The following is a 25281-nucleotide window of genomic DNA, read 5'->3' as shown; positions in this document are numbered from 1 at the left end:
CGGGCACAATCAGGGCATGACTCGTACCGGGCCGCAGGGCCGCACGCAGCCTTCGCAGACCGACCCCATCGGGGCACTGCTCTCCTCGCCCCCGGACCTGCCGGTGGTCGGGGTTCTGCCCGAGCTGCGCGAGCGCCTTCGCCCCGCCCCTTCCGGTTCTGACGACGTCGCCCCCTGCCTGGTCCTCACCGCCCCGCCCGGCACCGGTAAGACGACACTCATCCCGCCGCTCCTGGCCGACGTCCTGACCAACGTCCCTGCCGGCACCCCGCAACGCGCCCCGGAACGCGGGCCGGGCCGCGTCGTCGTCACCCAGCCACGGCGCATCGCCGCCCGCGCGGCCGCCCGCCGCCTGGCCGACCTCCTGGGGGAGGGGGTCGGCGGCACCGTCGGATACGCGGTGCGCGGGGAGCGGCGCGCCGGCCCGGACACGCGGATCGAGGTCGTCACCGCCGGTCTCCTTCTGCGCCGTCTCCAACGGGACCCGGAGCTGGCCGGCATCAACGCCGTCATCCTCGACGAGGTCCACGAGCGCTCCTTGGACAGCGACCTGCTCCTGGCCCTTCTGACGGACGCGCGTGCCGCCCTGCGCGAGGACCTCACCCTCGTGGCCATGTCCGCCACGCTCGACGCCGACCGCCTGCGCCCCATCCTGGGCGGCTCGTCGGACGACCCCGCCCCGCTGGTGGAGGTGCCCGGCCGACTCCACCCTCTCGAAGAGGTGTGGGCGCCGCCGGGGCGCACCGGTCGCCTGGGGCCGCGCGGGGTGCCGCGGGAGTTCCTCGCCCACGTCGCCGCCACCGTGGAGCGGGCCCTGGCCGAGCGCTCCGGTGACGTCCTGGTCTTCCTGCCCGGCGCCCGCGAGGTCGACGGCGTCGTCTCCCGCCTGCGCGGCGCGGTTCCTGCGGGCGTGGACGTCCTGCCGCTGCACGGCCGCCTGCCCGCGAGCGCCCAGGACGCGGCCCTGGCCCTGAGCCCGGCGGGGCGGCGGCGCGTCGTGGTGGCCACGAACGTGGCGGAGTCGTCGTTGACGGTGCCCGGGGTGCGGGTGGTGGTGGACTCCACGCTGGCGCGCGAGCCGCGCCTGGACGTGGCCCGCTCCATGAGTGGCCTGGTGACGGTGGGGGTCTCGCGGGCGGCCGGGGTGCAGCGGGCCGGGCGTGCGGGTCGCGAGGGTCCCGGCGTCGTCTACCGCTGCTGCTCGCCGACGGACTGGGCGCGCTCGCCGCTGGCTCCGACCCCGGAGATCCTCTCGGCCGACCTCACCGGTGCGGCCCTGGAGCTGGCCGTGTGGGGCGTGCCCGACGGCGCGGGTCTGGCCTGGGTGGATGAGCCGCCGGCTGCTGCGCTGGGGGCCGCCCGGGAGGCGTTGGAGCGCCTGGGCCTGGCCGGAGGAGATGGCGTGACGCCCCTGGGGCGGGCGGTGGCCGGTCTGCCGGCGGACGTGCGGGAGGCGCGGGCCCTGCTGGCGACGGCACCGGTGCTGGGGGCGCGACGGGCGGCCCGGGCTACGGCGCTGCTGACCGCCGACCTGCGTGCGCCCGGCGGGGACCTGACGGCACTGGCCCGACATGTGCGCAGCGGCGGGGCCGGGTCGGGGGCGTGGAAGGCGGAGGCGCGCCGACTGGAGCAGGCCTGCCGGCGCTCCGTCTCCGAGCAGCTGGAGCACACCGAGGACCCGGTCTCCACGAGCGCAACCCCGCAGGCACCGAGCGCGACGAGTGGGTCGGGCTCGCCGGCCACGGGCCGCGGCCGGGATGTCGCGGGGAGGCCCGACGGCGTCGGCGGAGGCGCTCGCCGGTCCGGGAGTGGTGAGGAGACCGCGTCAGGTGACCTGGAGTCGGCGGTGGCGCTGGTGGCCGGGACGGCGCAGCCGCAGTGGATCGCGCGACGTCGGGGGCCGGCTCCCCGGGCGGGCAAGGAGGCGCACTACGCGAGCGTCGCCGGGACCGGGCTGCGCCTGCCGGCGGGCTCGGCACTGGCGGAGTCCGAGTGGCTGGCGGTGGCGGGCGTGGACCTGACCGGTGGGCGTGGGGACGCACTTGTCCGGGCCGCGGCGCCCCTCGATGAGCGGACGGCCCTGGAGCTGGCCGGGGCCTGGCTGGCCGAGGAGGAGCGCGCCGTCTGGGAGGGCGGGCGGCTGCGCACGGAGCGTCTGCGCCGCCTGGGGGCCATCACGCTCGCCACCACCCCGGGGCCGCTGCCGGGTCCGAATCAGGTGGCGGGCGCCGTCGTCGCACAGGTGCGCGCCGAGGGGGCCGATGCCGGCCTGGACGTGCTGCCGTGGGATGAGGAGGCTCGCGGCCTGCGCGCCCGCCTGGCCCTGCTGCATGAGCACCTGGGTGAGCCCTGGCCGGATATGAGTGATGCGGCCCTGGCGGAGCGGGCCGAGGAGTGGCTGGCACCGGCGGTGATGAGCCTGGTCGGGCAGTCGGGCGGGTCGGCGTCGTCGGGCTCGGGGGGCCGGCGTTTCAGCCTGGAGCGGCTGGACGTGGCCCAGGCGCTGCGGGCGCTGCTGCCGTGGCCGCAGGCGGCGCGCCTGGACGAGCTGGTGCCTGAGCGTCTGGAGGTTCCCTCGGGCTCACAGGTGCGGGTGGACTACACCGCGATGGTCGGCGGCTCGGCCGGTGCCGCGGGCTCAGCGGGCTCGGCCGACGCCGGGCGGGCGGGTCGGCCGGTGCTGGCGGTGCGGGTCCAGGAGTGCTTCGGGTGGGCGGCCACGCCGCGGATCGTCGAGGGCAGGGTGGCGGTGCTGCTGCACCTCCTGTCGCCGGCGCGCCGTCCCGTGGCGGTCACCGACGACCTGGCCTCCTTCTGGGAGCAGGGCTATCCGCAGGTGCGCGCCGAGATGCGGGGCCGCTACCCCAAGCACGCCTGGCCGGAGGACCCGTGGAACGCGCCCGCCACGAGGGGGACCGGGCGGCGTCGGTAGGCGGGGGCGAAGCCCACCGTGCGGCGAGGAGTCACCAGGTGGAGGCGTCCAGGCGGCTGAAGCGGAAGCCTGTGGGGTTGCGCTCGGTGTCGGGGTCGGCGTCGGGCACGACGTATCCGACGATCTGAAGGTTCCAGGTGCCGCGCCCGCCCCACAGGGTGGCCGTGGTGCGGGTGCGGCCGCGCACCACCGGGAAGCCGGCGATCGTGTCCGCCTGGACGGAGAGCACCTCGTGGTCGTGGTAGCGCATGGCGCCGTTGGCGATGTCGCCGAGCCACTCGACCTTGGGCTGGGGGTAGCCGGTCATGTGGGTCAGGACGCAGTAGTCGGTGAGCAGGGCGTCGATCGCCTTGGTGTCACCGGCGACCATGGCGTCGCACAGGAGTGAGTAGAGGTCGGCGGCCGCACGGGGCGCGATCTCGGAGGCGTGGGGGTGCGGGCGGACCTGGGTGCGGGAACGGGACAGGGGGCGGGATTCGTGGGGACGGCGACTCATAGGCTAAGAGTAAGGCCCGACGCCAAATATATGGGGGACCAAGAGCGTTCCTGCGGCCGGGTCGGGCATGTCGTACGAACGACATGAGGCGTCTACTCCACGAAGGTGGGAATGCACTGGCCAGGGGTTGTGCGTACTGCACGAGCCCCCGCACCGCGTGGAGTGCACCCACCCCTCCCCCAGTAGCACCCCACCCTCGTGCATTACGGGCATCTCACGACGTCGATCAGCCGGCGGCGGCCTGATCAAAACGGCCAACGGCAAAGCAAGAAACGGGGAGGGCCCGCCGTGCAGCTCGTGGCTGCACGGCGGGCCCTCCCGTGGTGGCGGTAGCGCTGGGATTCGAACCCAGGGTGGCTATGAACCACACAGACTTTCGAGATCTGCACCTTCGGCCGCTCGGACACGCTACCTCGCCTATGAGGTTACACGGACGTCGCCCCGCGCCCCAATGCGACGTCCTGCGGTATCAGTCACGACCGACGTCGCTCCCGGCTGGCCCGGTCGGATGGGCCCCCGTCAGCGGCGGTCGGCGAAGAAGGCGGTCAGAAGGTCCTGGGACTGCTGGGCGCGCAGGCCGGCGCGCACCTCGACCTGGTGGTTGGAGCGGGTGTCACGCACGACGTCGCGCACCGAGCCGCAGGCCCCGGTCCGGGGCTCCCAGGCCCCCAGGACGAGTCGGGCCACCCGGGCCAGGACGATCGCACCGGCGCACATGGTGCACGGCTCGAGGGTGACCACGAGGGTGCAGCCGTCCAGGTGGGAGTCGCCCAGGGCGGCGCCGGCGGCGCGCAGGGCGCGGATCTCGGCGTGCGCCGTCGGATCGTGCTCGGCCTCGCGGGCGTTGGCGGCCTCGGCCAGGACGGTCCCGTCCGGCGAGAGCACGACGGCGCCCACCGGCACCTCCCCCACCTCACCGGCCGCGCGGGCCAGCTCCAGGGCGCGCACCATGGCGGCGTCGATGGCCGGGGTGGCGGCCGGACTGGCAGCCGAGCCGACGACCGCGCCGCCGGCCCGCCCCCGGGCGACACCCGCCTGCCCACCGAGTGCGCCGGCGTCAGAGCCCGGGCCGGAGGTGCTCGGCGGCTGAGCAGAAGGTGAGGACGTCACGAGTTCATTATCTCGTTATAGGCTCCCCACAACATGCCCGGGCTCAGACAGCCACCCCGCCCCCACCGGTCCCCGGCGCCTCGCTCCCGGTATCGAGGCAACCCCAACGCCCCCGGGCGCGCCCGGGGCCAGCGCCCCAAACCCCACGAAGACCCCGTGAAGACCCCGTGAAGACCCCCATGAAGAACGGAGCAGGTCGGTGAGCCGGTCCCCCGAATCGAGCGATAAGAGCGAGCCCGCAGCAGGCGACCCCTCAGAGGGCTCCTCCCCGCCGGCCCCGTCGTCGGACCGCCTCTCACCGCTACGGCTCCCCAGCGGCTCCCTCCCCGGCGCACTGCTCGGCAAGCTGCCGGGCAAGCAGCCCCTCAACCCGGTGGTGTTCTTCGTGTCGGCCACCATCATCGCGATCGTCGCCCTGGCCGCGATCGTGGTCCCCGACGTCGTCAAGAGCGCCTTCGGGGCGGCCGTGACCTGGACGAGCCGATGGTTCGGCTCCTTCTACATCCTGCTCATCACGGCCGCGCTCGTCTTCATCCTGACCCTGGCCTTCTCCCGGTTCGGGCGCATCCGCCTGGGCCCGGACAACTCGACGCCGGACTTCTCCACCTTCGCCTGGACGGCCATGCTCTTCGCCGCCGGCATCGGCACCGAGATCCTGTTCTTCGCCGTCGCCGAACCGGTCGACCAGTACGTGCACCCGCCCACCGGCGACGCCCAGGCCACTCCCCAGGCCGACCGCGCCCGCGAGGCCATCGTCCTGTCCCTGTTCCACTACGGCATCTCCGGCTGGGGCCTGTACGCCCTGGTGGGTCTGGCCATGGCCTACTTCGCCTACCGACGCCGCGACACGCTCACGCTGCGCTCCACCCTGCGCCCGCTGCTGGGGCGGCACACCGAGGGCGTCATCGGTGACATCGTCGACGCCGCGGCGCTGGTCGGCGGGGTCTTCGGCATCGCGGCCTCACTGGGGGTCGGCGTCGTCCAGCTGAACGTGGCCCTCAACATCCTGTTCGGGCTGCCGCAGGGCTTCCCCACCCAGATCGGACTGACCGCCCTGGCCGTCGTCATGGCCACCGTCTCGGCCGTCTCCGGCGTCGACCGGGGCGTGCGCGTCCTGTCCACCATCAACGTGCTGCTGGCCATCGGCCTGGCCCTATGGGTGCTCGTCACCGGTGACGCCGCCTTCCTCATCGACGCGCTCATCGGCTCCATCGGGGACTTCTTCACCCGCTTCCCGCAGCTGACGCTGGAGACCTACGCCTACAACCGGCCCGAGGACTGGCTCAACGCCTGGACCCTGTTCTTCTGGGCCTGGTGGATCGCGTGGGCGGCCTTCGTGGGCATGTTCCTGGCCCGCATCTCACGCGGCCGCACCATCCGCCAGTTCGTGCTCGGCAGCCTCCTGCTGCCCTTCTGCTACATCCTCATGTGGGTGGCGATCTTCGGCAACCACGCCCTGGACCTGGTCATCCGCGGCAACGGCGAGTTCCGGGACATCACCCTGGAGCGACCCGAGCAGGGGCTGTACTGGCTCCTGGAGCACCTACCGGGCCAGAAGATCCTCATCGCCCTGGCCCTGTTCGTCGGGATCCTCTTCTACGTCACCAGCGCCGACTCCGGCGCCCTGGTCATGGCCAACCTCTCCAGCCGCATCCGCTCGGCGCGCCAGGACGCCGCCCCCTGGCTGCGGATCTTCTGGGCCACCCTGACCGGGATCCTCACCATCGCCATGCTCGTGGCCGGAGGCATCCCCATCCTGCAACAGGCCACCATCGTCATGGCGCTGCCCTTCTCCGGGGTCCTCATCCTCATCATGTACACCCTGTGGCGCTCCCTAAGCACCGAGGACACCTACAACCAGGCCCTGAGCCGGGCCGACCGCAACCGGGCCCTGGGCTTCAACGGGTCGGCCGCGGGGCTGGAGCAGACGCCCTGGCGCGAGCGCCTGGCACACACCCTCAACTCGGTGTCCCCCGACGAGGCCGGCAACGCCATGGAGCGGCGCATCGTGCCGGCCCTAGAGGCGGTGGCCACCGAGCTGCGCAAGGAGAACGTCTCCGCCGAGGTCTTCGTCGAGGGCCCCGAGGCCCAGGACCCCGACGACGAGCGCACCTTCCTGGGGCGCGCCAGCCTGGTAGTCGCCTCCCACCCGGCCACCGACAGCGGCGAGGAGCAGTCCAGCTCCATCGACTCCTTCCGCTACGTGGTGCGCATGGTGGTCACACCGGTGCCCACCTACGGCTTCGCCGTCCACGAGGCCGACGACCTCACGGTGCGCCTCGAGGTGCGCCCGCACAGCGGCGGCCAGGGCTACGACGTCGTCGACTGGAACTCCGACCAGGTGGCGCACGACGTCCTCGACCACTACGAGCGCTGGCTGGAGTACGTGGGCACCTCCGAGAAGACCGAGTCCCGGTACTCGCGCCGGCTCTGAGACGCGCTCGGCCGCGCCCCTCTCCGGTCTTCCACCGCCGGAGACGTTCCGCGCTGCCGGGGGGCTGCCGGGGGTCAGTCCGCCTCGACCGTGTAGGAGGCGAGGCGCTCCTGGAAGGCGGGGTCGTAGTGGTTGACGACGCCCTGCCCCTCGTCGAGGGCGGCGATGGTCCGCATGTCGGCGTCGTCGAGCTGGAAGTCGGTGACGTCGAGGTTGGTGATCATGCGCTCGCGGTGGACCGTCTTGGGGATGACGATGATGTCCAGCTGGATGAGGTAGCGCAGGGCCACCTGGGCGGCGGTCTTGCCGTACTTCTCGCCGACCTCGGTGAGCACCGGGTGGGTGAAGATGTTGTTGCGGCCCTGGGCCAGCGGCCCCCAGGACTCCAGGGCGGTGCCGTACTTGGCGTACCAGGCGCGGTTGTCGGCCTGCTGGCTGAAGACGTGGGTCTCCATCTGGTTGACGGCCGGAGGCACCTCGACGTGCTGCGCCAGATCCATGAACCGGTCGGGGAAGAAGTTGGAGACGCCGATGGCGCGGACCTTGCCGGCGGCCAGGGCCTTCTCCATGGCGCGGTAGGTGCCGTAGTAGTCGCCGAAGGGCTGGTGGACGAGCAGCAGGTCGATGTAGTCGGTGCCCAGGCGGCGCAGCGAGCCGTCGATGGAGCGGGCGGCGCGCTCGTCCCCGGCGTTGGAGATCCACACCTTGGTAGTGACGAAGATGTCCTCGCGGGGCAGTCCACTGGCAGCGACGGCCGCGCCCACGCCCTCCTCGTTGCGGTAGGCCTGGGCGGTGTCGACGTGCCGGTAACCGACCTCGAAGGCCTCGAGCACGGCCCGCTCGGTCTCCTCCGGCGGGGTCAGGAAGACGCCGTAGCCGATCTGCGGGATGTCCACGCCGTTGTTGAGAGTGATGGTGGGGGCAGTGCCGTTGGCCATGAGTTCTCCTTCGATGCGGTCGGTGACGGCAACCTAGCCCCGCAGGCGGGCGCGACGTCAGCCCCGTTCGCCCCCGGCCCAACCCGCGTGCGCGCGCCGTCCCGACCCCGGCCACGTGTCTGGGCCTGAACCTGGCCGCACAGAACCGTGGTCACCGGGAACTAAAACGGCCCAGTGTCCAACACAACGGGACCTCGGCGGAGACTCGGACACCGGCGCTGCTTCCAGCCCGCCGGGGCGACGTGGCCACGCCGTGAGCGCGGACGAGGCCGGCGCGCGTTGTGAGGGTACGGCCTGGGCTGCGGGATTAGGCTGTCCCCATGCGCCTCCACGTTGCCGATCACCCTCTCATCGACCACAAGCTCTCCGTCCTGCGTGACGAGAGGACTCCGTCGGCGGTCTTCCGCCAGCTGGTGGACGAGCTCGTCACCCTGCTCGCCTACGAGGCCACCCGTGAGGTGCGCACCGAGGAGGTGGAGATCCGCACCCCCGTGGCGCCGGCCCAGTGCCGCCGCCTGGCCGCCCCGCGGCCGATCGTGGTGCCGATCCTGCGCGCGGGCCTGGGGATGCTCGAGGGCATGACCCGCCTGCTGCCCACGGCGGAGGTCGGCTTCCTGGGGATGAAGCGCGACGAGGACACCCTGGAGGTGGAGACCTACGCCAACCGCCTGCCCGACGACCTCTCAGGCCGCCAGTGCTTCGTCGTCGACCCCATGCTCGCCACCGGCCACACCCTCGTGGCCGCCATCGACTACCTGCTTGAGCGCGGGGCGCGCGATGTCACCGCGCTGTGCCTCATCGCCGCCCCCGAGGGGGTCAAGACGCTGGAGGAGGCGGTCGGCGAGCGCGCGAACGTCACGGTGGTGACCGCCGGGGTGGACGAGCGGCTCAACGAGCACGCCTACATCGTCCCCGGTCTCGGCGACGCCGGGGACCGCCTTTACGGCATCGTCGACTGAATCGCGCCCCCGTCCGACTGCCTCCTCCAGTGTCCCGCAGCCCGACGACAGCAGCGGTTCCTCCTACGGTTCGAACTCACCCTCCTGCGCATCCGGGGCGGCAAGCCCTCAGGACAGTGACATCGTTGAGTTGGCAGCACGCACCCCACCCCCATCGTTAAATATTATAAATACTACAGTTTCGCTAAGCTACTCAACATAAGAGAACTCTCACGCTCACCTGTGGTCCCTCTAGGGCTGGCTCGTGACAGTTGAGGCATGAACACCTCACGCCGCATCCTCGCCCTGGCTCTGCTCATGCTCGTCCCGGTGGCGCTGGCGCTGGCCGCCGAGTTCATGGCCGTCGTCCCCGGCCCGCCCGCGCAGCCCAGCCCGGTCCACCTGACCTCTGCTGGCCAAGGGGGCTGATGCTGATGACCACCGTCCCCTCGTCTCCGCCCCCACTGGCCGGCGACCCGGTCTCCGGCCCCTCCGTGCCCGCCCGGCTGCGCATCGTCGCCTGGATGCTGTTCGTCGTCGCCCTGGGGCTGACCAGCATGATCGTCTCCGTGCGCTCCACCCTCATGGCGGACATCTCCCGCTCCGCCAACGCCGACGTCACCCACGAGGTCAAGGAGCTGCAGAACTTCGCCGCCACCGGCGTCGACCCGCGCACCTCCCGGCCCTTCACCTCCACCACCCGCCTCATGGAGGTCTACCGGGACGGCCAGCAGCTCACCGACCGCGAGGCCGTCATCATCTACAACCACTCCACCGGCAAGGCCACTCAGGCCTCCGGCGCCTCCGCCCCGACCCTGAACCCGACCAGCACGGATCCCCTGTTCGTCAAGATGCTGCAGACGCCGTCGGGCGCCACCTCCTACGGCAGCGGGGAGGTCCGCTGGGCCCGGGTCGAGCTCGAGCCCGACAACCCCTCCCAGCACCTGTCCGTCATCACCATGAGCTTCACCGCCTCGCGCGTGGACCAGCTCAACGCCACGATCTGGCTCATGGTCGGCATCAGCGCGGCCGTCCTGGTCCTCACCGGCGTCGTCGGCCTGTTGGTGGCCCGCCAGATCCTGCGGCCCCTGCACGACCTGCGCACCGCGGCCGCCTCGGTCTCCACCCAGGACCTCAACCGCCGCCTGCCCGTCAAGGGCCGCGATGACATCGCCGGCCTGACCGAGGAGTTCAACGGCATGCTGGACCGACTCCAGGAGGCCTTCGACGGCCAGACCCAGTTCGTCCTGCGCGCCCACCAGGAGATCTCCGGTCCCCTGGCCGTCATGGACGCGCGCCTGGCCAGCCAGCCGGCCACCCGCACCGTCCTCCAGCAACGCGCCCAGATCGCCGAGCTGCAGCGGGTCCTCGACGACCTCCAGTCCCTCACCCAGGCCGAACGGCGCGACTTCGCCCACCTCACCCCCGACGTCGACGTCACCGAGCTGGCCCGCACCCTGTGCGACGACGTCGAGGCCATGGCCCCGGACCGCTGGAGCCTCGACCTCAGGGCCCGCGGCACGGCCACACTCGACGTCGAGCGCCTGCGTCAGGCCACCGGCCACCTCGCCCGCAACGGGCTGCAGCACGGCGACGGCCCCCTCACCCTCACCGTCGCCCCCGGCACCGACGGCTACGGCCGCAGCGGGCTGGAGATCTCTGTGACGGACCGGGGTCCCGGACTGTCCGACGACGACGTCGACTGGCTCTTCGAACGCTTCACGCACGGCGAGGCGGACGGCAGGCCGCGCGGCAGCGGCCTGGGCCTGGCCATCGTGCGGGCCATCGCCGACGCCCACGACGGCACCGTCTTCGCCGTCTCCGCCTCGGGCCAGGGCGCCACCGTCGGCCTGCGCATCCCGGCCGACAGCTCCTGGAACCTCTCCTCGGACCACGATCCCGCCGCCGTCGTCTCCCCGGCCACCGCCCCCTCCTCACGCACCTCGGCGGCCACGGCGCCCCGGGTGAGCGACGGAGAGCCGGCGGCCGCCCACGATGACGGTGCCCACGATGACGCCGCCCACAATGGCCGCGCGCACGGCGCCTCGGGAGAGGAGGCCGGCTCATGACCACCGCGACTGACTCCGTCGCCTCCTTCGAGACCGATGTGCCCACCATGCGCGAGACCCTGCCGCTCTCCCTGGCCAGGAGCGGCGAGCCGGCCCCGGCCCGGCGCCTGCCGTGGCGGCGCATCATCTCCGCCGCCCTCGCCGTGTGCCTGTGCGCGGCCGTGGGCGTGGCCGCCTGGCGCGCCGGCGGCGCCGAGGGGAGCCTGACCGTCACCGGTGCTCTCACCCTCATCATCTTCATCGCCTCGGTGTGGGCCTGGGCCTTCACCAGCGTGGACGACACCTACATCTCCCTGGGGGCCGCCACCGCCCTGGTCCTCACCGGCGCCCTGAGCCCGGACGAGATGTTCGCCAGCCTCGGCGACGACACGATCTGGCTGCTGGTGGCGGCCTTCGTCATCGCCGTCGGGGTGAGCGCCTCGGGCCTGACGGGCCGCCTGGCGGCCTGGCTGGTCACCGGCACCGACCACCCGCGCGTCCTGCTCCACCTGGTGACGGCCGCGATCGTCGCCACCGTCTTCGCGGCCCCCTCCACCTCGGGTCGGGCCGCCCTGCTGCTGCCGGTCTACACGGCCCTGGCCGGCGCGCTGCGCACCGGGTCGGGCGACGACGACGCCCTGGCGGCCTCCCGCAAGCGGCTCATCCACGCCCTGTCGATCATCTTCCCCACCGTCATCCTGCTGTCCGCGGTCGGCTCCTTCCTGGGGGCGGGCGCCCACCTGGTGACCTCCCACATCGTCGCCTCGGCCGGCGGGCAGGAGTTCTCCTTCGCCGGCTGGCTGCTGCTGGGCCTGCCCCTGGCGGCCCTGTCCAGCCACCTGTCCACCGAGCTCATCGTGTGGCTGTTCACCCGCAAGGAGGACATGCGCCGTCGGGTGCGCGTCGACATCGCCGACCTCGCGGCGGCCTCCCCGACGCCGGTCACCGGCCCCCTGACTCAGGCCGAGAACCGGGCCGCCCTGCTCGTCGGCACGGTCGTGGTGCTGTGGTGCACCGAGGCCCTGCACGGGATCGACCCGGCCATCGTGGCCCTCCTGGGGGTCCTGGTGACCTCGCTACCCGGTTACGGCTCGGTGGCTCTGCGCAAGGCCCTGGCCAAGGCGCCCTGGTCTCTGCTGGTCTTCATGGCGGCCACCCTCGCCATGGGGGACGCGCTGGTGTCCACCGGCGCCGCGAAGTGGGTGGCGACCTCGGCCTTCAACGCCGTGAGGATCCACTCCCCCTGGCCCTTCATGCTGGTCGTCGTGGTGCTCTCGACGGCGTCGCACCTGGTCATCCAGTCGCGTTCGGCCCGCTCGGCCGTCCTCATCCCGATCGTCGTGGCCCTGTCCCCGGCGGTGGGTGTCAGCCCGGCCGCGGCGGCCTTCGCCTCGACCGCCGCCGCGGGCTTCTGCCACACGCTGCCGTCCTCGGCCAAGCCCGTGGCCATGTTCTCCGACATCGAGGGCATGGAGACCTTCTCCCCCGACGACCTGCGGCGCCTGTCGCTGCTCCTCGGCCCCCTCATGGTGGTCCTGGTCATGGCCTGCAGCGCCTGGCTGTGGCCGCTGCTGGGCCTGAGCTGGTGAGGCCGGGACGCCCACTGCGCCCCGGCTCCCGCCCTGTCCCCTGAGAACCCCGTACACACTGCACTCCTGGAGGAAAGTCATGCCCACGTCCATTCCCACCCGTATTCTCGTCGCCCCCTCCGGATTCAAGGAGAGCCTGTCGCCTGAGGGGGTGTGCCAGGCGGTGGCCGCCGGGGTGCGCCGCCTCCTTCCCGGCGCCGTCGTCGTCGAGCTGCCCCTGGTCGACGGCGGTGAGGGCTCGGCGGCCACGATGGCCCGAGCCACCGGCGGCGACCTCGTCACCACCCGCGTCACCGGCCCCGTCGGTGATCCGGTCGACTCCTACCTGGCCCGGCTGGGCGGCTCGGCCCAGGGGACCTGGCTGGTGGAGATGGCCGCGGCGGCCGGCCTGCGCCTGGTACCCGCCGGGATGCGCGACCCCGGCGCCACGACGACCACCGGCGTCGGCGAGCTCATCTCCGTGGCCCTCGACAACGGGGCCCGACGCATCATCATCGGCTGCGGCGACTCGGGGACCTGCGACGGCGGGGCCGGCGCACTCGTCGCCCTGGGCGCCCGGCTCCTGGACGCAGGCGGCGATGAGGTCGACCCGATCGGTTCGAACCTGGCCCGGATCCAGCGGATCGAGATCTCCGGCATGGACCACCGCCTGCGCGACGTCGAGGTCCTCGTGGCCGGTAACATGCACAACCTCCTCACCGGTGAGCGCGGCGTGGCCCGCGTGTTCGGGCCGCAGAAGGGGGCGAGCCCGGAGCAGGTGGAGGCGCTCGAGGCGGGCCTGGTCCACTGGGCCGGACTGCTCACCGAGGCCTTCCCGGCCCAGGCGGCCCACCGCGACCTGCTCACCGGCCCCGGGACCGGTGCCTCGGGCGGCCTGGGGGCCGGGCTCGCCGCAGGACTGGGGGCCAGACTGTACTCGCGCTTCGACGTCCTCATGGATGCCGACCTGTGCGGCGTCGACCTCGATGCCCAGATCGACCGCGCCGATCTGGTCATCACCGCCGAGGGCGCCGTCGACTTCCAGACGCCGCGCGGCAAGATCCCCGCCGAGGTGGGACGCCGGGCCAAGCTGGCAGGCAAACCGGTCATCGCGTTGGCCGGCTCACTCGGTCAGGGATCCGAGGCCGTCCACGCCGCCGGGATCGACGCCGTCATGGGCATCATCCCGGTCCCCATGGACCTGCCCGAGGCCGTCTCCCGCGCCGACGAGCTCGTCACCGACGCCACCGAGCGGGCGCTTCGCCTCATCCTCCTGGGCGCCGCCATCGCCGCCTGAGGCACCCGCACGGGCGGGGACGTTCTGCGCCGCCGGGTGCCATCGGCTCCCGCCGGGGACACCCCACGCGTACGGGGACAGGAATCCTGTCCCCGACGGCGTCGAACGTCCCCGCTCGGACAGAAATGTCCCCGGCCGCCAGGACACACATCTCAACCACCACTCTTGTACCAAGCGACGGCGATTTGGACGCGGTCACGCAAGTGGAGCTTGGCCAGGATTCGGCTGACGTTGCGGCGCACGGAGGCGGGCTGCAGCACGAGCCGCTCGGCAATCTCCTCGTTCGACATGCCTTCCGCAATGAGCCGAGCCACGTCGAGCTCCCTGGGCGTGAGCGCCCCGAACCTCTCCCGCAGCCCCTCGCGCTGCGCACCGGACAGCGCCCGCGGAACCCCACGCGCAATGAGCTCCTTGGTGACGCGCGGCGTGAGCACGGCATCGCCCTGCGCCACCGCCCGCACCGCCTGAGCGAGCTGCGCAGCACGCACATCCTTGAGCAGGAACCCCGAGGCCCCCACCTCCAGCGCCCCGAAGGCGTAGTCGTCCTCGTCGTAGGTGGTCAGCACCAGCACCTTCACTGTCGGGAACCGCCGCGCCATCGCCCGGGTCGCGCTGATCCCGTCCATGCCCGGCATGCGCACATCCATGAGCACGACGTCGGGCAACCCCGTTGACCGGTTCAGCCCCTCCAGGACCTCCAGCGCCTCCTGCCCGTCACCGGCCTCCGCCACCACGCGCAGATCCGGCGCCTTACGGATCATGAGTGCCAGCCCCAGGCGCGCGTAACGCTGATCATCCACGATCATGACCGACGTCGGCCTCAGCCCCTCCGACTCCGCGCCCACGCCTCAGCCCTCACCGCGAGTTCTCGGCACCGTCGCCGCGACCCGCCAGCCGCCGTCGCACTCGGGCCCCCAGTCCAGTGAACCTGCCGCAGCCTCGACCCGGTCCCGCAACCGCAGCAGGCCGGTCCCTTCCACAGCCCCACCACGGCGGTCGTCGTCTTCCCCACCGCTGTCACTCGAGGCGCCGTCGTTGCGAACCGTCACCGTCACCGCCGACTCGCCGTGGTCCCAGGACACCTGCACCTGCGACAGTGCGGGCGCGTGCCGCACCGCGTTGGTGAGCGCCTCCCGGGTGAGCGCGAAGCACAGGTCGGCCTGCCCGGCATCGTCGGCCCGCTGCCCGGTCTCAGCGAAGACGACCGTGACGCCCAGCGACCTCACCCTGCCGACAACGCTCCTGATCTCATCCCAGGGCCGGTGCCCGGCACCGTCCCGGTCCGGTGAGTCCGCCGGCTCACCCTCGGCGTCGGCCAGGGCCCTGACCGCCCGGCGCGTCTGCTCCAGGCACTCCCGGGCCACCTCGTTGATGCCACCGAGCGCCTCGTCAACCTCCGGGTCGACGCTGCCGGCCAGCCCCTCGGACAGGGCGATGATCGTGGTCAGGCCGTGCCCCACGGAGTCGTGCAGCTCGGCAGCGATACCGGCCCGGTTCACCGCGCGGTCGCGCTCGGCCCGAAGCACCCGGAAGCGCTCCCGCTCGGTTTTGGCCTCGGCTTGCGCCGCCCGCCAGTTCGCGACGCTGCGCGCAAGCATGGCCACGATGGCCGTCAGCAGGACGGCGACCACCTGGCTGAGCCACTCCTCCATCAGAATCCCTGGCGGGGCCACCAGGACCGCGCTGGCCGTCGCCATGAGGCAGGCCGCGCCGATCACCGCGAGGTGCTGACACAGCGGGAGCCGAATCACCGCGCTCCCCAGCGCCACCAGCACCGGGAAGAGGAAGAAGTTGTTGAGCCCCAGTGCCGAGGCCACCACGTACACGGCACACTCGGCCAGAAAGACCGCCAGCGGGTACCTGTGTCTCGCAGTGAGGAGTGCCGTGGACCCCATGGCCGCCAGAACGAGAATCGCGAAGCCGATTCTGGTTGGGGCGATCCCTGCAACCAGGCCGCCGTCGCCGACGCGGCCGGTCAGCACCGCGCTGCCGATCATGCCGCCCTGGTAGGTGGCGCACAGGATGAGGAGCAGCGTGGACAGGATGCCGGGGCCGGCCTGCGCGGGCGCCGGCTGGCGCACCCACTCCCCCAGCGTCCGCCAGTCGATCCGCATCCTCATGGCCGACGACGAACTACGCTCTGCACCGAACACCAGCGCCCCTCCTCCCCGTTGCGTCCGTACCCTACGCCGCTAGATCTGAGCCCCGACCGCAGCCAGCGGGCCGCCAAGCGCGGTTGCGGCAAGGGGAGAACGCCATCGGTCAGCCCTGGGAGCGGAGGTCCTTGAGGACTTGGCGCAGCTCGGCAGGGTCGTCATCGTAGGCGCCCATCGCCTGAGCGTCGGCCACCATGTCCGACAGGGCCTCATTCGCTGCCCGCCGCTGACGCTCACGGAACTCCAGCACGTCAGTGAGGAACAAGCGACGATGCCGTCTGACCTTCTCGAACGGGATCTCGCCGGCCTCCAGCATCCTGACCAGCGTCGGCCGCGAGATGCCCAGCATGTCAGCCGCCTCCTGGGTCGTCAGACGCTGGTCCTGCGGCGCCACCGTGACAGCCAGACCTCGACGCATCGCATCCACGACCTGAAGAAGGGCTTCAGCCACGGCGGGTGGGAGGTCAATCGTCTCACCATTGATGGTCAGCGCCGCACCGGAGGACGCCTCAAGTTCCGTCACCAGCTCGGTGAAGCGCCCGGCGACATCCTCCTCGGGAAGGTAGGTCTTGCTCTCAATCGTCACGGTCATGGCGCACTCCTACACTGCTGTTCGTCCACTGTTTTCGAGTTGATCGTTTTGAGCGATTTGAGTGTAGGGCTTGGTGGGCGTTGACACAAGGCGGGGCGCTATCACTTCTGCCAGTCTCCTCGAGCCCCAGGCAACCAGCGGCCTCTGCTCGACCTACTCCAGCCCGTCTCACTCGGCCGCCAGGACGGTGCCGATCGGGGTCCGGGTGGCGCCCCGGATCGGAGCGAGTAGCACCGCGACCAGGGCCAGCAAGGACAGGAGGGCCACCAGCAGCACTGGCCCGACGCCGGGGCGCACTACCAGCGGCATCCCCGCCCTGACGTAGAAAAGGGACTCGCCGGCCGTGGTCACCACCAGTGGCACGAGCGAGATCAGCAGGGCCGTCCCCACGTACAGGCCCGCCTCGATGACCACCTGCCGGCACACGCCGCGCACCGTGCTCCCGGCGCAGCGCAGCACCGCGAGCTCACGCTGCCGGGACCGGGAGGACATGCCGACGACGGCCACGGCCCCCAGCAGCGCCACGGCCCCGAGGATCGTCGCCAGCACCAGCGAGTCCACCTGGTTGATCGCCACGTTCAGGCGCGCCGCCTCCACCACCGCCTGCCCCGTGGCGAGACTGGTCGTGAGTGCCGCGGTGAAGGAGATCGCCAGGGCCAGCAGGCCGATGGCACTCGCCGACGACTCGCTGCGCCACAGCGCCGAACGCCGCGCGATGAGCCACGGTCCACCCAGCCGCGCCAGCGGCGCCGACCACAGCCGCAGCAGCCGCGGGATGAGCGCGGGCGCCAGCAGCACCACGAGGACCGCGAGCAGGAGCGATGCCAGGATCGCCTGGCCCCCACCGGTCGGCCATCCGTCGATCTTCCTTCCCGGCGGAGCCAGAAAAGCGAGGAGCAGCTGCCCCGCGCATGCGAGCGCCCAGAGTCCGGCCAGGATCCGTCGCCCCACACCCATGCGCCGTCGCCCACTCGGGGCCGCATCGCGAACCGCCTCCACGGCGGGCGTCCTCACCGCGGCGCGCGCCGGGCCCACGGCCCCCAGGACCGCGACGGCGACCACAACCACCATGGTGAGCAGCAAGGTCATCGGCGTCTGGGCGACCTCGATCCGCCCCATACGCGCCGCTGCCAGGCGGGTGAGCACCGAGGCAAAGGGCTGGGCCGCCACCTGCCCCAGCAGGATCCCGGGCACACAGGCCACCAGGCCCAGCACCGCCACGGTGGCAAGGACGGCGGCGAGCACCTGGCGGGGCAGGGCGCCAGCCAACCGCCACAGGGCCCAGCTCGTGCGCAGTGCCTGCACGCAGGACTGCCCGACGACGGCCACCACCGGAACCGTCACCATCGCCGTGTAGAAGGCGACCGAGATACCGGGAACGACGAGCTCGGCCGGGTCCACGCCCGCCGCCCGCGCCGCGGCGACGACGTCGGGACGAGTGACGGTCATGCGGTGCACCAGGCAGACATTGATGAGCCCCGCGGCAAGAGCCAGCACCGCCACCGTCCCCGACCAGGCCCGCCACTGGGCGGCCAGGGCGCGCAGCGTGTAGCGGGTCATGCCGCAGCTCCCGTCTGGTTGACGGCGGCCAGCAGCTCGTCGGGGGTGGCACCGCGGCGGCGGTCGACGATACGGCCATCGCGCATGATGAGTACGCTCTCCGCCAGGGCTGCGGCCCCCAGGTCGTGCGTCACAAGGACGACGGCGGCCCCATCGTCGGCCAGGCGCCGCAGCTCGGCCAGGACGAAGGCGGCCGAGCGGGTGTCCAGGGCCCCGGTGGGCTCATCGGCGAAGACGACCGGTGGACGACGGTAGAGGACCCGGCCCAGGGCGACGCGCTGCTGCTCGCCGCCCGAGAGCGTGGTCGCGACCGCGTCGGCGCGCGACTCCAGTCCCAACCCGGCCAGGACCTCCCGCACCCTCACCGAATCGGGGCGCCGTCCGGCCAGAGTGTCGGATATCGTGATGTTCTCCCGCACCGTCAGGTAGGGCACGAGGTTGTAGGCCTGGAAGACGAAGCCCACCCGGTCGCGGTAGAGCTCGGCCACCCGCGCCGCCGGGAGCCCGCCGAGGTCGCGCCCCATGAGCGAGACGCGGCCCGACGTCGCCGGCTCCAGCCCGGCCAGGCACAGCAGCGCCGTCGACTTGCCCGAGCCGCTGGGGCCGACCAGTGCCGTCACCCGCCCCGGCATCATCGTGCAGGAGATGCCGTGCAGGATCTCGATCGGTTCCCCGCCGGGGGTCGGGAAGGACTTGCGCAGATCGCGCGCCTCCACAGCGGCCGGAACGACCGCGCCTCCGACACCGATGGCACCACTCGCCCCATCCGCACCGCCCAGGCCACCAAGATCTCCGGTTGTACGTCCCCGCATTGGCTGAGCCGACCGGCCCTGCTGTGTCCGTTCACGTCGAGCTGCCATGGCCCTGAACCGTCCTCTCACCTGCAAATCCACCGGTACCGCTGGACGCCGTCGGGCGCCCGCGGTTCAACCTAGGCGGACACTTGGGTCCCAGGACCCGCAGACCGCGAACTGTCCACAGATGATGACAACCGGACCCACCGACAACGCGGCGGGGACATTCTGCGCGGCCGGGTGCCCCCGGCCGTGTCGAAGGCCCCGACCACGACAACACAAGGGCCGGTCGCGGTCAGCCCTTCGACCAACCACGCCCGGCCCCGCACACGGACCTGTGACAGGCCCGCAGCCTTACGACATCAGAACGCCGCGACGACGGCCCCGTCGGGCCAGGTCTTGTTGATGTAGTCACGCAGCTTCTCATCGTTGAGGAGCTTGGCGAGCTTCTTGAGGTACTCGTTGTCCTTGTCGTCCTTGCGCACGACGAGCTGGTTGGGGTACTCGGAGTCCTTGCCGCCCTTCTCCAGGACGAGCGCGTCCTTCTTGGGGTTCAGCCCGGCGTCGATGGCGTAGTTGCCGTTGATGACCGCGGCCTCGGCGTCCGGCATCGACTTGTAGACCTGGGCGCCGTCGACCGTGGTGAACTTCAGCTTCTTGGGGTTGGAGGTCACGTCGGTGTCGCTGGGTAGCTCGGCGGACTTGTCCAGCTCGATGAGCCCGGCCTGGGCCAGGAGCTTGAGGCCGCGGGCCGTGTTGGCCGGGTCGTTGTTGAGGACGATCGTGCCGCCCTCCTTGATCTCCTTGACGTCCTTGTAGCCCTTGGAGGTGTAGATGCCCATGGGCTCGATGTGGACGTCGGCGATGGAGACGAAGTCGTAGCCCTTCTCCTTGTTCTGCTGGGCCAGGAAGTTGGGGGTCTGGTAGAAGTTGGCGGCCAGCGAGCCGTCCTCCAGCGAGGAGTTGGGGGTCTGGTAGTCGTTGATCTCCTTGATGTCCAGCTTGATACCGGAACCCTTGGTGAGGTTGTCCTGGACCCACTTGAGGATCTCGACGTGGGGCTTGGGGGTGGCACCGATGGTGATCGTGGCGGTGTCGCCGTCGACCTTGATGCCCTGGACGTCGCCGCCCTTACCGGACTTGGAGCAGGCGGCCAGGGTGAGGGCGGCGGCGGTGGCCAGGCCGCCGGCGATGACGGTGCGCCGGGAGATGGAGGAGGACATGGTGGTTCCTTTCGCGGGGCCGGGCGGCCCCAGTGACGGGAGGGAGGAAAGGCTTGACAGTGCTGGGGCCGACGACGTGGCCGACCGGTTCCAGGCGGCTCAGCGCGCTTACCCGGCTGGTGATCGCCTCAGCGGTGGTTCACCAGCCGGCTGAGCATGTCGCCGACGAGCTGGATGATGCCGACGATGAGGACGATGACGACCACGGTGATGACCATGACGTCCACCTGGTTGCGCTGGTACCCGTACTGGATGGCGAGGTCACCCACGCCGCCGCCGCCGACGGCGCCGGCCATGGCGGAGTAGCCCAGGAGGGTGATGATGGTGACGGTGGCCGACTGGATGAGGATCGGCAGGGCCTCGCGCACGAGGACGCCCCAGGTGATCTGCAGGCCGGAGGCACCCATCATGAGGGCCGCCTCGACCTTGCCGTGATCGACGTCGTTGATGGCCGTCTCCACCAGGCGCGCGTAGAAGGGGATCGCGCCGATGGTCAGCGGGACGCAGGCCGCCTGCCACCCCAGGGAGGTGCCCACGAGGATCCGGGTGATCGGGATGAGGGCCACCATGAGGATGATGAAGGGCATGGAGCGTCCGATATTGACGATCTGCGAGAGCACCCAGTACAGGGGCGGGTTGCGGAACTGGCCCCGTTTGCCGGTAGAGACCAGGGCGAGCCCCAGCAGAAGCCCGAGGACAACCGTCACGGCCCCGGAGACGAAGGTCATCGACAGGGTCTCAACGAGGGCGTAGCCGAGCTTGTTCTGGATGGCCGGGTTGTCGAACCAGGTGCGACTGCTCGGCACCGCGGCCTGGGTCAGCGGAAGGAGGATCGAGTTCATGAGCGGACCTCCGCAGCAATACCGGCGTGACGCAGGGTGCTCACGGCCTGTTCGGTGTCGGATCCGGGGACGGTGACGGCCAGGCGCCCGATCTGGGCCTGCCCGATCGTCTCGAAGACGCCGGCGGCGATGTCCCCGCCGAGCTCGGCGACCATGGACATGAGGGCGACGGCGGCCGGCTGGCCCGGGTGGGCGGTGATGGAGACGTCGATGACGCTCTCCCCGTGGGCGACGGCGGCCTCAGGCACCTTCGGGAAGGGCACGATCTCGCGTGAGAGCCGGGAGCCGACGTCGAGCACGATGTCCTCCAGGCGACCGCTCTCGACGATCTGCCCGGCCTCGAGCAGGCTGACGGAGTCGCAGACCTGGCGGACCACGCTCATCTCGTGGGTGATGATGATGACGGTCAGGCCCAGGGTGTCGCGAACGTTCTTGATGAGGTCGAGGATGGAGCGGGTGGTCTCCGGGTCCAGGGCGGAGGTGGGCTCGTCGCACAGGAGGACGGCCGGGTCGTCGGCCAGCGCCCGGGCGATGCCGACGCGCTGCTTCTGACCGCCGGAGAGCTGGGAGGGGTAGGAGGCGCCGCGGTCGGCCAGGCCCACGAGGTCGAGCATGCGCCTGACGATCGGGTGACGCCTCCCGCCGGGGACGCCCGCGAGCGCCAGCGGGTAGGCGATGTTCTGCGCCGTGGTGCGCTGGTCGAGAAGGTTGGCGTGCTGGAAGACCATGCCGATGCGGCGTCGGGCCTCACGCAGCTGACCGGGCGACAGGGCGGTCATGTCCTGGCCGGCGACGCTCACGTGACCACTGGTGGGGCGCTCCAGGGAGGTCAGGCAGCGCACGAGCGTGGACTTGCCGGCCCCGGAGGTGCCGACGATGCCATGGATGGAGCCGGCGGCGACGTCGAGGCTGAGCCCGTCCAGGGCCCGCACCTCCTTACCGCTGCGCAGGCGGTAGACCTTGTGGACGTCCCGCAGGGAGATCATGGGGGCGTCGGCGGAGCCGTCCTCCTCGGCGTCGGTGCTTGCGGCCTCGGGGCTCTCAGGTTCGGTGTCCCGGGGCTCGGCGCTCACGCCCTCCCCGGGCTCGACGCGCGGGGAGTCGGAGGAGTCGTTCTCCTCGGACCGGCCGGGCTCGGCGGTCGACTGTTCGCTTGTGCTCACGTATTCCTCCATCGTTCCTGGCGGAAGCACCCGCACCATGAAGGGGGTTGCTGCAATGTCGTCGAGCCAGGTCTCTCGGTTGCTCTGGATGGCCGCGAATAACTTACGCAGCGCCGCCTTCGCGACGCAAGCGACGCCACTGCCAAGGGACCGAGGTCACGCCCGCACCCGGCGGCAGGGACCACTGTGCGGGCCGGGTCCGCGGCCCGCCGGTCCCTCCCTGCCGCTCGACCCGGCCGTGATCGGCGTTTCAGCAACATCCTGGCTATTCCCAGGTCGCGTGTCGGCGACGCTACTCGCACTGCACAGGGCGACGTGCTTGGATCTGCCCATGAGTGCGACCTCAGAGCCGACCGCCCCCGACATCCTGGGTGAGCCGTGGGTGGCCCGCCGCATCCCGGTGACCGAGTCGCCCACGAAGGCCCCCGGCGCCGATCACGCCGTGCTCGTCTTCCAGCGTGAGGCGGCCGGTCGGGCCAGCCGGCCACGGCACTCGCGCGCGGTGCTCTATCTGCACGGCCGCAGCGACTACTTCTTCCAGACCCACCTGGCGCAGGCCTACCTCGACGCCGGTTTCGAGTTCTACGCGCTGGACCTGCGGGCCTGCGGGCGGGCCGGTACCGGGCACGCCTCACCGCACGACGTGCGCGACCTGCGCGTCCATGACGAGGAGATCGCCGAGGCCCTGCGCATCATCCGCTCCGAGCACGGGCACGACGTCGTCGTCCTCAACGGGCACTCGACCGGCGGACTGCAGGCGGTCATCTGGGCGGCCGACCACCCCGGGACCGTGGACGCGCTCGTCCTCAACTCCCCGTGGCTGGACCTGCGCGGATCGGCGCTGGTGCGCTCCTACGGCTCGGCCTGCGTGGACCTTGTCTCGCGACGGGACCCCGAGCGGGTCATCGGCGAGCCGGGCAGGGGCGATGAGGACAACTACGTGGCGGCCCTCCACCGGCGCTGGCGCGGAGAGTGGGACTGGGACCTGGCGCTCAAGCCGACGCCGTCCTTCCCGGTGCGGGCCGGGTTCCTGGCGGGGATCCGGCGTCTGCAGCGCGAGGTCCACCACGGGCTGGGGATCCGCGTGCCGATCCTCGTGTGCTGCTCAACGGCCAGCAGTGGCGTCAAGGCGACCCTGGAGGAGGCGCAGCGCTCCGACGTCGTCCTCGACGTGGAGCAGATCATCGACCGCTCCCAGTACCTGGGCGATGACGTGACCGTCCGCCAGATTCCCGAGGGCGTCCACGACCTGGCCCTGTCCGGGCCGCTGGCGCGTGCCGAGTACCTTCAGGCCGTCATGCGCTGGCTGGACAACCGCCTGCACTGAGCCGTCAGTCGAGGAGCGCGGCGAGCTCGTCGGCGAGCTCATCACTGACCCGTTCGACGACCTCCAGGGTGTCGACGAAGTCGGCCATGGTGCCGTACCAGGGGTCGGGCACGTTGAGGACGCTGCGGGAGGCCCCGCCCGCGACGACGGCCTCGGCCTGCTGGGCGGAGGCCGGGTCGAGCTCGCGGTACATGCGGATGCGGGTGGGCTCCGCCCCGAGTCCCGCGGCGCGGCGCTGGAGGACGTTCCAGTGGGAGTCGGTCATGGCCAGCAGGAGGTCGGCCTCGGCGATCTCGGCGTCGGTGACGCGGTGGGCGGTGTGGGAGGCGATGGCGCTGTCCGTGGCGCGCGAGACGTCGTCGGCGCCGGCGCCGTAGCCGGCCTCGGTCAGGACACGGCGGGCCCGGGAGTCGATGGGGTTGCCGCGCTCCTCGTCGGAGACGCCGGCGGAGGTGACGGTCACGCCGCCCGGTCCGGAGTCGGGGATGCCGGCGGCGGCGAGGCGGTCGCGCAGGACGATCTCGGCCGTGGCGGAGCGGCAGATGTTGCCGGTGCACACCATGATGACGCGGTAGGGACCCGCGCCGCGGGGGCCGGGTAGCGAGGCGGGCGCCGGGGCGGTTGAAGAGGTGGAGGCTGCGGAGGTTGTCTCGGTGCTGGCGTCGGAGGAGCTCACGCCCCCGAGCCTTGCGCACGCCGCGGTCGCCTGTCCACTGAGGTCGACTGAGGTGAGGCGTCCGCGCGTTCGTACCCTCCACCCCTCGAATGCGCGGCATGAGGTACGAACGCGACGTCGGCAAGAGGCCACTGCGGGGCCCCGGCTAGAGCGCGCGGCCCTCGAGGACGTCGGCGACCCAGGAGCGGGCCACGACGAAGTCCTTGTCGCTGGTGCCGGCCAGGACCGCCGTCGGGCGGGCGTCCAGCCGCGGGTAGGAGCCCAGGAACCGCACCACCGGGCAGGTGCGGTGCAGCCCGATGAGGGCCGCCTGGACCCGCTCCTCGCGCACGTGCCCCTCAACGTCGATGGAGAAGCGGTAGCGCCCCAGGGAGTCGCCCACGGGCCGGGACTCGATGCGTGAGAGGTTGACGCCGCGGGCGCTGAACTGCTCGAGCATGTCCAGCAGCGCGCCGGAGCGGTCGTGGGGGAGGTGGACGAGCAGGGTGGTCTTGTCGGCGCCGGTGGGCTCACCCGCGCGGCCGGGCCGGGTCACCTTCACGAAACGGGTGACGGCGTCGGGGTTGTCCGCCACGCCCCCGGCTATGACCTCCAGCCCGTACTCCTTGGCGGCCAGCGGGTTGCACAGGACGGCCTGGAACCCGGTGTCCCCGTCGGTGGTGGCCAGCGCGCGGGCGGGCGCCGACGTGGAGGTCCCGGCCACGTACACGGCCTCGGGGAGGTTCTGGTGGACCCAGCCGCGGCACTGGGCCCAGGCGTGCGGGTGGGTGGAGATGGCGCGCACGTCCTCCAGGCGGGTACCGGGCCGGCCGGCCAGGACGAAGGTGATCGGCACGGCCATCTCGGCGGCGATGACCAGGGGCGTGGAGGCCACGAGGTTGTCCAGCGTGGCGTTGACCCCGCCCTCGACGGAGTTCTCAATGGGCACGACGGCGGCCTCCACCGTGCGCTCGCGCAGGTGGTTCAGGGCGGTGGGCACGTCCGGGCACGGGTCGAGCTCGACGTCAGCGGGGGCGACCTGGCGCAGCGCCATCTCGGTAAAGGTGCCGGCCGGCCCCAGGAAGGACCAGAGCGGAGCGGGAGCAGTCATGGGCACAGGGTAGCCAGTCCGGGCCGCCGGGCCGGTGGCGGCTTGCTCCGTGGAACACGGGAGCCCTCCCGCGACGGCGGCGGGCCTGGCAGGCTGG

At 71.8% G+C, this 25281-nt stretch carries 21 protein-coding genes, 1 tRNA gene and 1 riboswitch; of the genes, 8 read left to right on the top strand and 14 right to left on the bottom strand.

Features of this window, described 5'->3' with window-relative positions; all coding sequences use genetic code 11:
* The first annotated feature begins 16 nt into the window (after positions 1 to 16).
* On the top strand, positions 17 to 2932 hold the full coding sequence (locus FBF36_RS13635) for an ATP-dependent RNA helicase (protein ID WP_138136983.1): 2916 nt from the start codon (positions 17 to 19) through the stop codon (positions 2930 to 2932).
* 31 nt (positions 2933 to 2963) lie between these two features.
* Here the strand turns inward: FBF36_RS13635 and FBF36_RS00780 are convergent, their stop codons facing one another.
* The 3 genes from FBF36_RS00780 to FBF36_RS00775 all read right to left on the bottom strand — a co-directional run bounded on the left by FBF36_RS00780 (position 2964) and on the right by FBF36_RS00775 (position 4538).
* Positions 2964 to 3428 (bottom strand): nuclear transport factor 2 family protein, encoded by a 465-nt coding sequence (locus FBF36_RS00780; protein ID WP_009394826.1) that lies wholly within the window; start codon positions 3426 to 3428, stop codon positions 2964 to 2966.
* A gap of 324 nt (positions 3429 to 3752) precedes the next feature.
* Positions 3753 to 3841, bottom strand: a tRNA-Ser gene (locus FBF36_RS13195).
* Between the two features lie 106 nt (positions 3842 to 3947).
* Complete coding sequence (locus FBF36_RS00775) at positions 3948 to 4538, bottom strand: nucleoside deaminase (protein ID WP_225792409.1); 591 nt, start codon at positions 4536 to 4538, stop codon at positions 3948 to 3950.
* A 199-nt stretch (positions 4539 to 4737) separates the two neighbouring features.
* On the opposite strand from FBF36_RS00775, the gene betT reads away from it, so the two are divergent.
* Positions 4738 to 6972: a choline BCCT transporter BetT gene (gene betT / locus FBF36_RS00770; RefSeq protein ID WP_034491411.1), complete on the top strand. Its 2235-nt coding sequence runs from the start codon at positions 4738 to 4740 to the stop codon at positions 6970 to 6972.
* A gap of 74 nt (positions 6973 to 7046) precedes the next feature.
* Here the strand turns inward: betT and FBF36_RS00765 are convergent, their stop codons facing one another.
* Positions 7047 to 7910: an aldo/keto reductase gene (locus tag FBF36_RS00765; protein WP_009394337.1), complete on the bottom strand. Its 864-nt coding sequence runs from the start codon at positions 7908 to 7910 to the stop codon at positions 7047 to 7049.
* Between the two features lie 320 nt (positions 7911 to 8230).
* Here FBF36_RS00765 and upp point away from each other — a divergent pair, with 320 nt between their 5' ends.
* From upp to FBF36_RS00745, 5 genes are all read left to right on the top strand, one after another.
* Entirely contained in the window at positions 8231 to 8869 is a 639-nt protein-coding gene (gene upp / locus FBF36_RS00760; protein WP_009394339.1) for a uracil phosphoribosyltransferase, read from the top strand.
* A gap of 258 nt (positions 8870 to 9127) precedes the next feature.
* The gene (locus FBF36_RS13215) at positions 9128 to 9277 is read left to right on the top strand and encodes a hypothetical protein (protein WP_009394340.1); all 150 of its coding nucleotides are present in this window, start codon (positions 9128 to 9130) and stop codon (positions 9275 to 9277) included.
* Entirely contained in the window at positions 9277 to 10917 is a 1641-nt protein-coding gene (locus FBF36_RS00755; RefSeq protein ID WP_225792408.1) for a sensor histidine kinase, read from the top strand. The genes FBF36_RS13215 and FBF36_RS00755 overlap by 1 nt, the downstream gene beginning before the upstream one ends.
* The gene (locus FBF36_RS00750; RefSeq protein WP_138136981.1) at positions 10914 to 12485 is read left to right on the top strand and encodes an SLC13 family permease; all 1572 of its coding nucleotides are present in this window, start codon (positions 10914 to 10916) and stop codon (positions 12483 to 12485) included. The genes FBF36_RS00755 and FBF36_RS00750 overlap by 4 nt, the downstream gene beginning before the upstream one ends.
* A 79-nt stretch (positions 12486 to 12564) precedes the next feature.
* Positions 12565 to 13761, top strand: a complete 1197-nt coding sequence (locus tag FBF36_RS00745) for a glycerate kinase (protein ID WP_138136979.1) — start codon at positions 12565 to 12567, stop codon at positions 13759 to 13761.
* Between the two features lie 152 nt (positions 13762 to 13913).
* Here FBF36_RS00745 and FBF36_RS00740 read toward each other — a convergent pair whose 3' ends face one another.
* The 8 genes from FBF36_RS00740 to FBF36_RS00705 all read right to left on the bottom strand — a co-directional run bounded on the left by FBF36_RS00740 (position 13914) and on the right by FBF36_RS00705 (position 22103).
* Positions 13914 to 14606 (bottom strand): response regulator transcription factor, encoded by a 693-nt coding sequence (locus FBF36_RS00740; protein WP_009397758.1) that lies wholly within the window; start codon positions 14604 to 14606, stop codon positions 13914 to 13916.
* Positions 14607 to 14609: 3 nt separating this feature from the next.
* A complete protein-coding gene (locus FBF36_RS00735; RefSeq protein ID WP_225792407.1) occupies positions 14610 to 15914 on the bottom strand; it encodes a sensor histidine kinase in 1305 nt (434 codons plus the stop codon).
* A gap of 109 nt (positions 15915 to 16023) precedes the next feature.
* On the bottom strand, positions 16024 to 16509 hold the full coding sequence (locus FBF36_RS00730) for a helix-turn-helix domain-containing protein (protein ID WP_009397760.1): 486 nt from the start codon (positions 16507 to 16509) through the stop codon (positions 16024 to 16026).
* Between the two features lie 168 nt (positions 16510 to 16677).
* On the bottom strand, positions 16678 to 18069 hold the full coding sequence (locus FBF36_RS00725; protein ID WP_009397762.1) for an FtsX-like permease family protein: 1392 nt from the start codon (positions 18067 to 18069) through the stop codon (positions 16678 to 16680).
* Positions 18066 to 18785, bottom strand: coding sequence for an ABC transporter ATP-binding protein (locus tag FBF36_RS00720; RefSeq protein ID WP_009397763.1), 720 nt, complete (start codon positions 18783 to 18785; stop codon positions 18066 to 18068). Before FBF36_RS00720 ends, FBF36_RS00725 begins: the two co-directional genes overlap by 4 nt.
* A gap of 440 nt (positions 18786 to 19225) precedes the next feature.
* Positions 19226 to 20086 (bottom strand): MetQ/NlpA family ABC transporter substrate-binding protein, encoded by an 861-nt coding sequence (locus tag FBF36_RS00715; protein ID WP_009397766.1) that lies wholly within the window; start codon positions 20084 to 20086, stop codon positions 19226 to 19228.
* A 128-nt stretch (positions 20087 to 20214) separates the two neighbouring features.
* Positions 20215 to 20928 (bottom strand): methionine ABC transporter permease, encoded by a 714-nt coding sequence (locus FBF36_RS00710; protein WP_009397770.1) that lies wholly within the window; start codon positions 20926 to 20928, stop codon positions 20215 to 20217.
* Positions 20925 to 22103: a methionine ABC transporter ATP-binding protein gene (locus FBF36_RS00705; protein WP_009397772.1), complete on the bottom strand. Its 1179-nt coding sequence runs from the start codon at positions 22101 to 22103 to the stop codon at positions 20925 to 20927. The genes FBF36_RS00710 and FBF36_RS00705 overlap by 4 nt, the downstream gene beginning before the upstream one ends.
* Positions 22097 to 22186: riboswitch (SAM riboswitch) on the bottom strand. (Overlaps the previous gene by 7 nt.)
* A gap of 236 nt (positions 22187 to 22422) precedes the next feature.
* Between FBF36_RS00705 and FBF36_RS00700 the strand changes: the two genes are divergently transcribed.
* Positions 22423 to 23418 carry an alpha/beta hydrolase gene (locus tag FBF36_RS00700; protein WP_009397774.1) on the top strand — a complete coding sequence of 332 codons (996 nt, stop codon included), beginning with the start codon at positions 22423 to 22425 and terminating at the stop codon, positions 23416 to 23418.
* Positions 23419 to 23422: 4 nt separating this feature from the next.
* On the opposite strand, the gene FBF36_RS00695 is transcribed toward FBF36_RS00700, so the two are convergent.
* Positions 23423 to 23980, bottom strand: coding sequence for a low molecular weight protein-tyrosine-phosphatase (locus FBF36_RS00695; protein WP_009397776.1), 558 nt, complete (start codon positions 23978 to 23980; stop codon positions 23423 to 23425).
* Positions 23981 to 24239: 259 nt separating this feature from the next.
* Positions 24240 to 25184, bottom strand: a complete 945-nt coding sequence (pheA, locus tag FBF36_RS00690) for a prephenate dehydratase (protein WP_009397778.1) — start codon at positions 25182 to 25184, stop codon at positions 24240 to 24242.
* Positions 25185 to 25281: the final 97 nt, after the last annotated feature.

This window comes from Actinomyces sp. oral taxon 171 str. F0337 (genome assembly GCF_005696555.1).
Taxonomy (GTDB): Bacteria; Actinomycetota; Actinomycetes; order Actinomycetales; family Actinomycetaceae; genus Actinomyces; species Actinomyces oris_E.
The sequence above is the reverse complement of the archived record's forward strand: the minus strand, read 5'-3'. Positions and strand labels throughout refer to the sequence as shown.

What these genes read in the sequence shown, in the direction of transcription:
- pheA (WP_009397778.1), bottom strand. Translation starts at nt 25,184, where the DNA reads ATGACTGCTCCCGCTCCGCTCTGGTCCTTCCTGGGGCCGGCCGGCACC.
- FBF36_RS00750 (WP_138136981.1), top strand. Translation starts at nt 10,914, where the DNA reads ATGACCACCGCGACTGACTCCGTCGCCTCCTTCGAGACCGATGTGCCC.
- FBF36_RS00710 (WP_009397770.1), bottom strand. Translation starts at nt 20,928, where the DNA reads ATGAACTCGATCCTCCTTCCGCTGACCCAGGCCGCGGTGCCGAGCAGT.
- FBF36_RS00725 (WP_009397762.1), bottom strand. Translation starts at nt 18,069, where the DNA reads ATGACCCGCTACACGCTGCGCGCCCTGGCCGCCCAGTGGCGGGCCTGG.
- FBF36_RS00780 (WP_009394826.1), bottom strand. Translation starts at nt 3,428, where the DNA reads ATGAGTCGCCGTCCCCACGAATCCCGCCCCCTGTCCCGTTCCCGCACC.
- FBF36_RS00730 (WP_009397760.1), bottom strand. Translation starts at nt 16,509, where the DNA reads ATGACCGTGACGATTGAGAGCAAGACCTACCTTCCCGAGGAGGATGTC.
- FBF36_RS13635 (WP_138136983.1), top strand. Translation starts at nt 17, where the DNA reads ATGACTCGTACCGGGCCGCAGGGCCGCACGCAGCCTTCGCAGACCGAC.
- FBF36_RS00705 (WP_009397772.1), bottom strand. Translation starts at nt 22,103, where the DNA reads ATGGAGGAATACGTGAGCACAAGCGAACAGTCGACCGCCGAGCCCGGC.
- FBF36_RS00700 (WP_009397774.1), top strand. Translation starts at nt 22,423, where the DNA reads ATGAGTGCGACCTCAGAGCCGACCGCCCCCGACATCCTGGGTGAGCCG.
- FBF36_RS00755 (WP_225792408.1), top strand. Translation starts at nt 9,277, where the DNA reads ATGCTGATGACCACCGTCCCCTCGTCTCCGCCCCCACTGGCCGGCGAC.
- FBF36_RS13215 (WP_009394340.1), top strand. Translation starts at nt 9,128, where the DNA reads ATGAACACCTCACGCCGCATCCTCGCCCTGGCTCTGCTCATGCTCGTC.
- FBF36_RS00695 (WP_009397776.1), bottom strand. Translation starts at nt 23,980, where the DNA reads ATGGTGTGCACCGGCAACATCTGCCGCTCCGCCACGGCCGAGATCGTC.
- upp (WP_009394339.1), top strand. Translation starts at nt 8,231, where the DNA reads ATGCGCCTCCACGTTGCCGATCACCCTCTCATCGACCACAAGCTCTCC.
- FBF36_RS00765 (WP_009394337.1), bottom strand. Translation starts at nt 7,910, where the DNA reads ATGGCCAACGGCACTGCCCCCACCATCACTCTCAACAACGGCGTGGAC.
- FBF36_RS00715 (WP_009397766.1), bottom strand. Translation starts at nt 20,086, where the DNA reads ATGTCCTCCTCCATCTCCCGGCGCACCGTCATCGCCGGCGGCCTGGCC.
- FBF36_RS00745 (WP_138136979.1), top strand. Translation starts at nt 12,565, where the DNA reads ATGCCCACGTCCATTCCCACCCGTATTCTCGTCGCCCCCTCCGGATTC.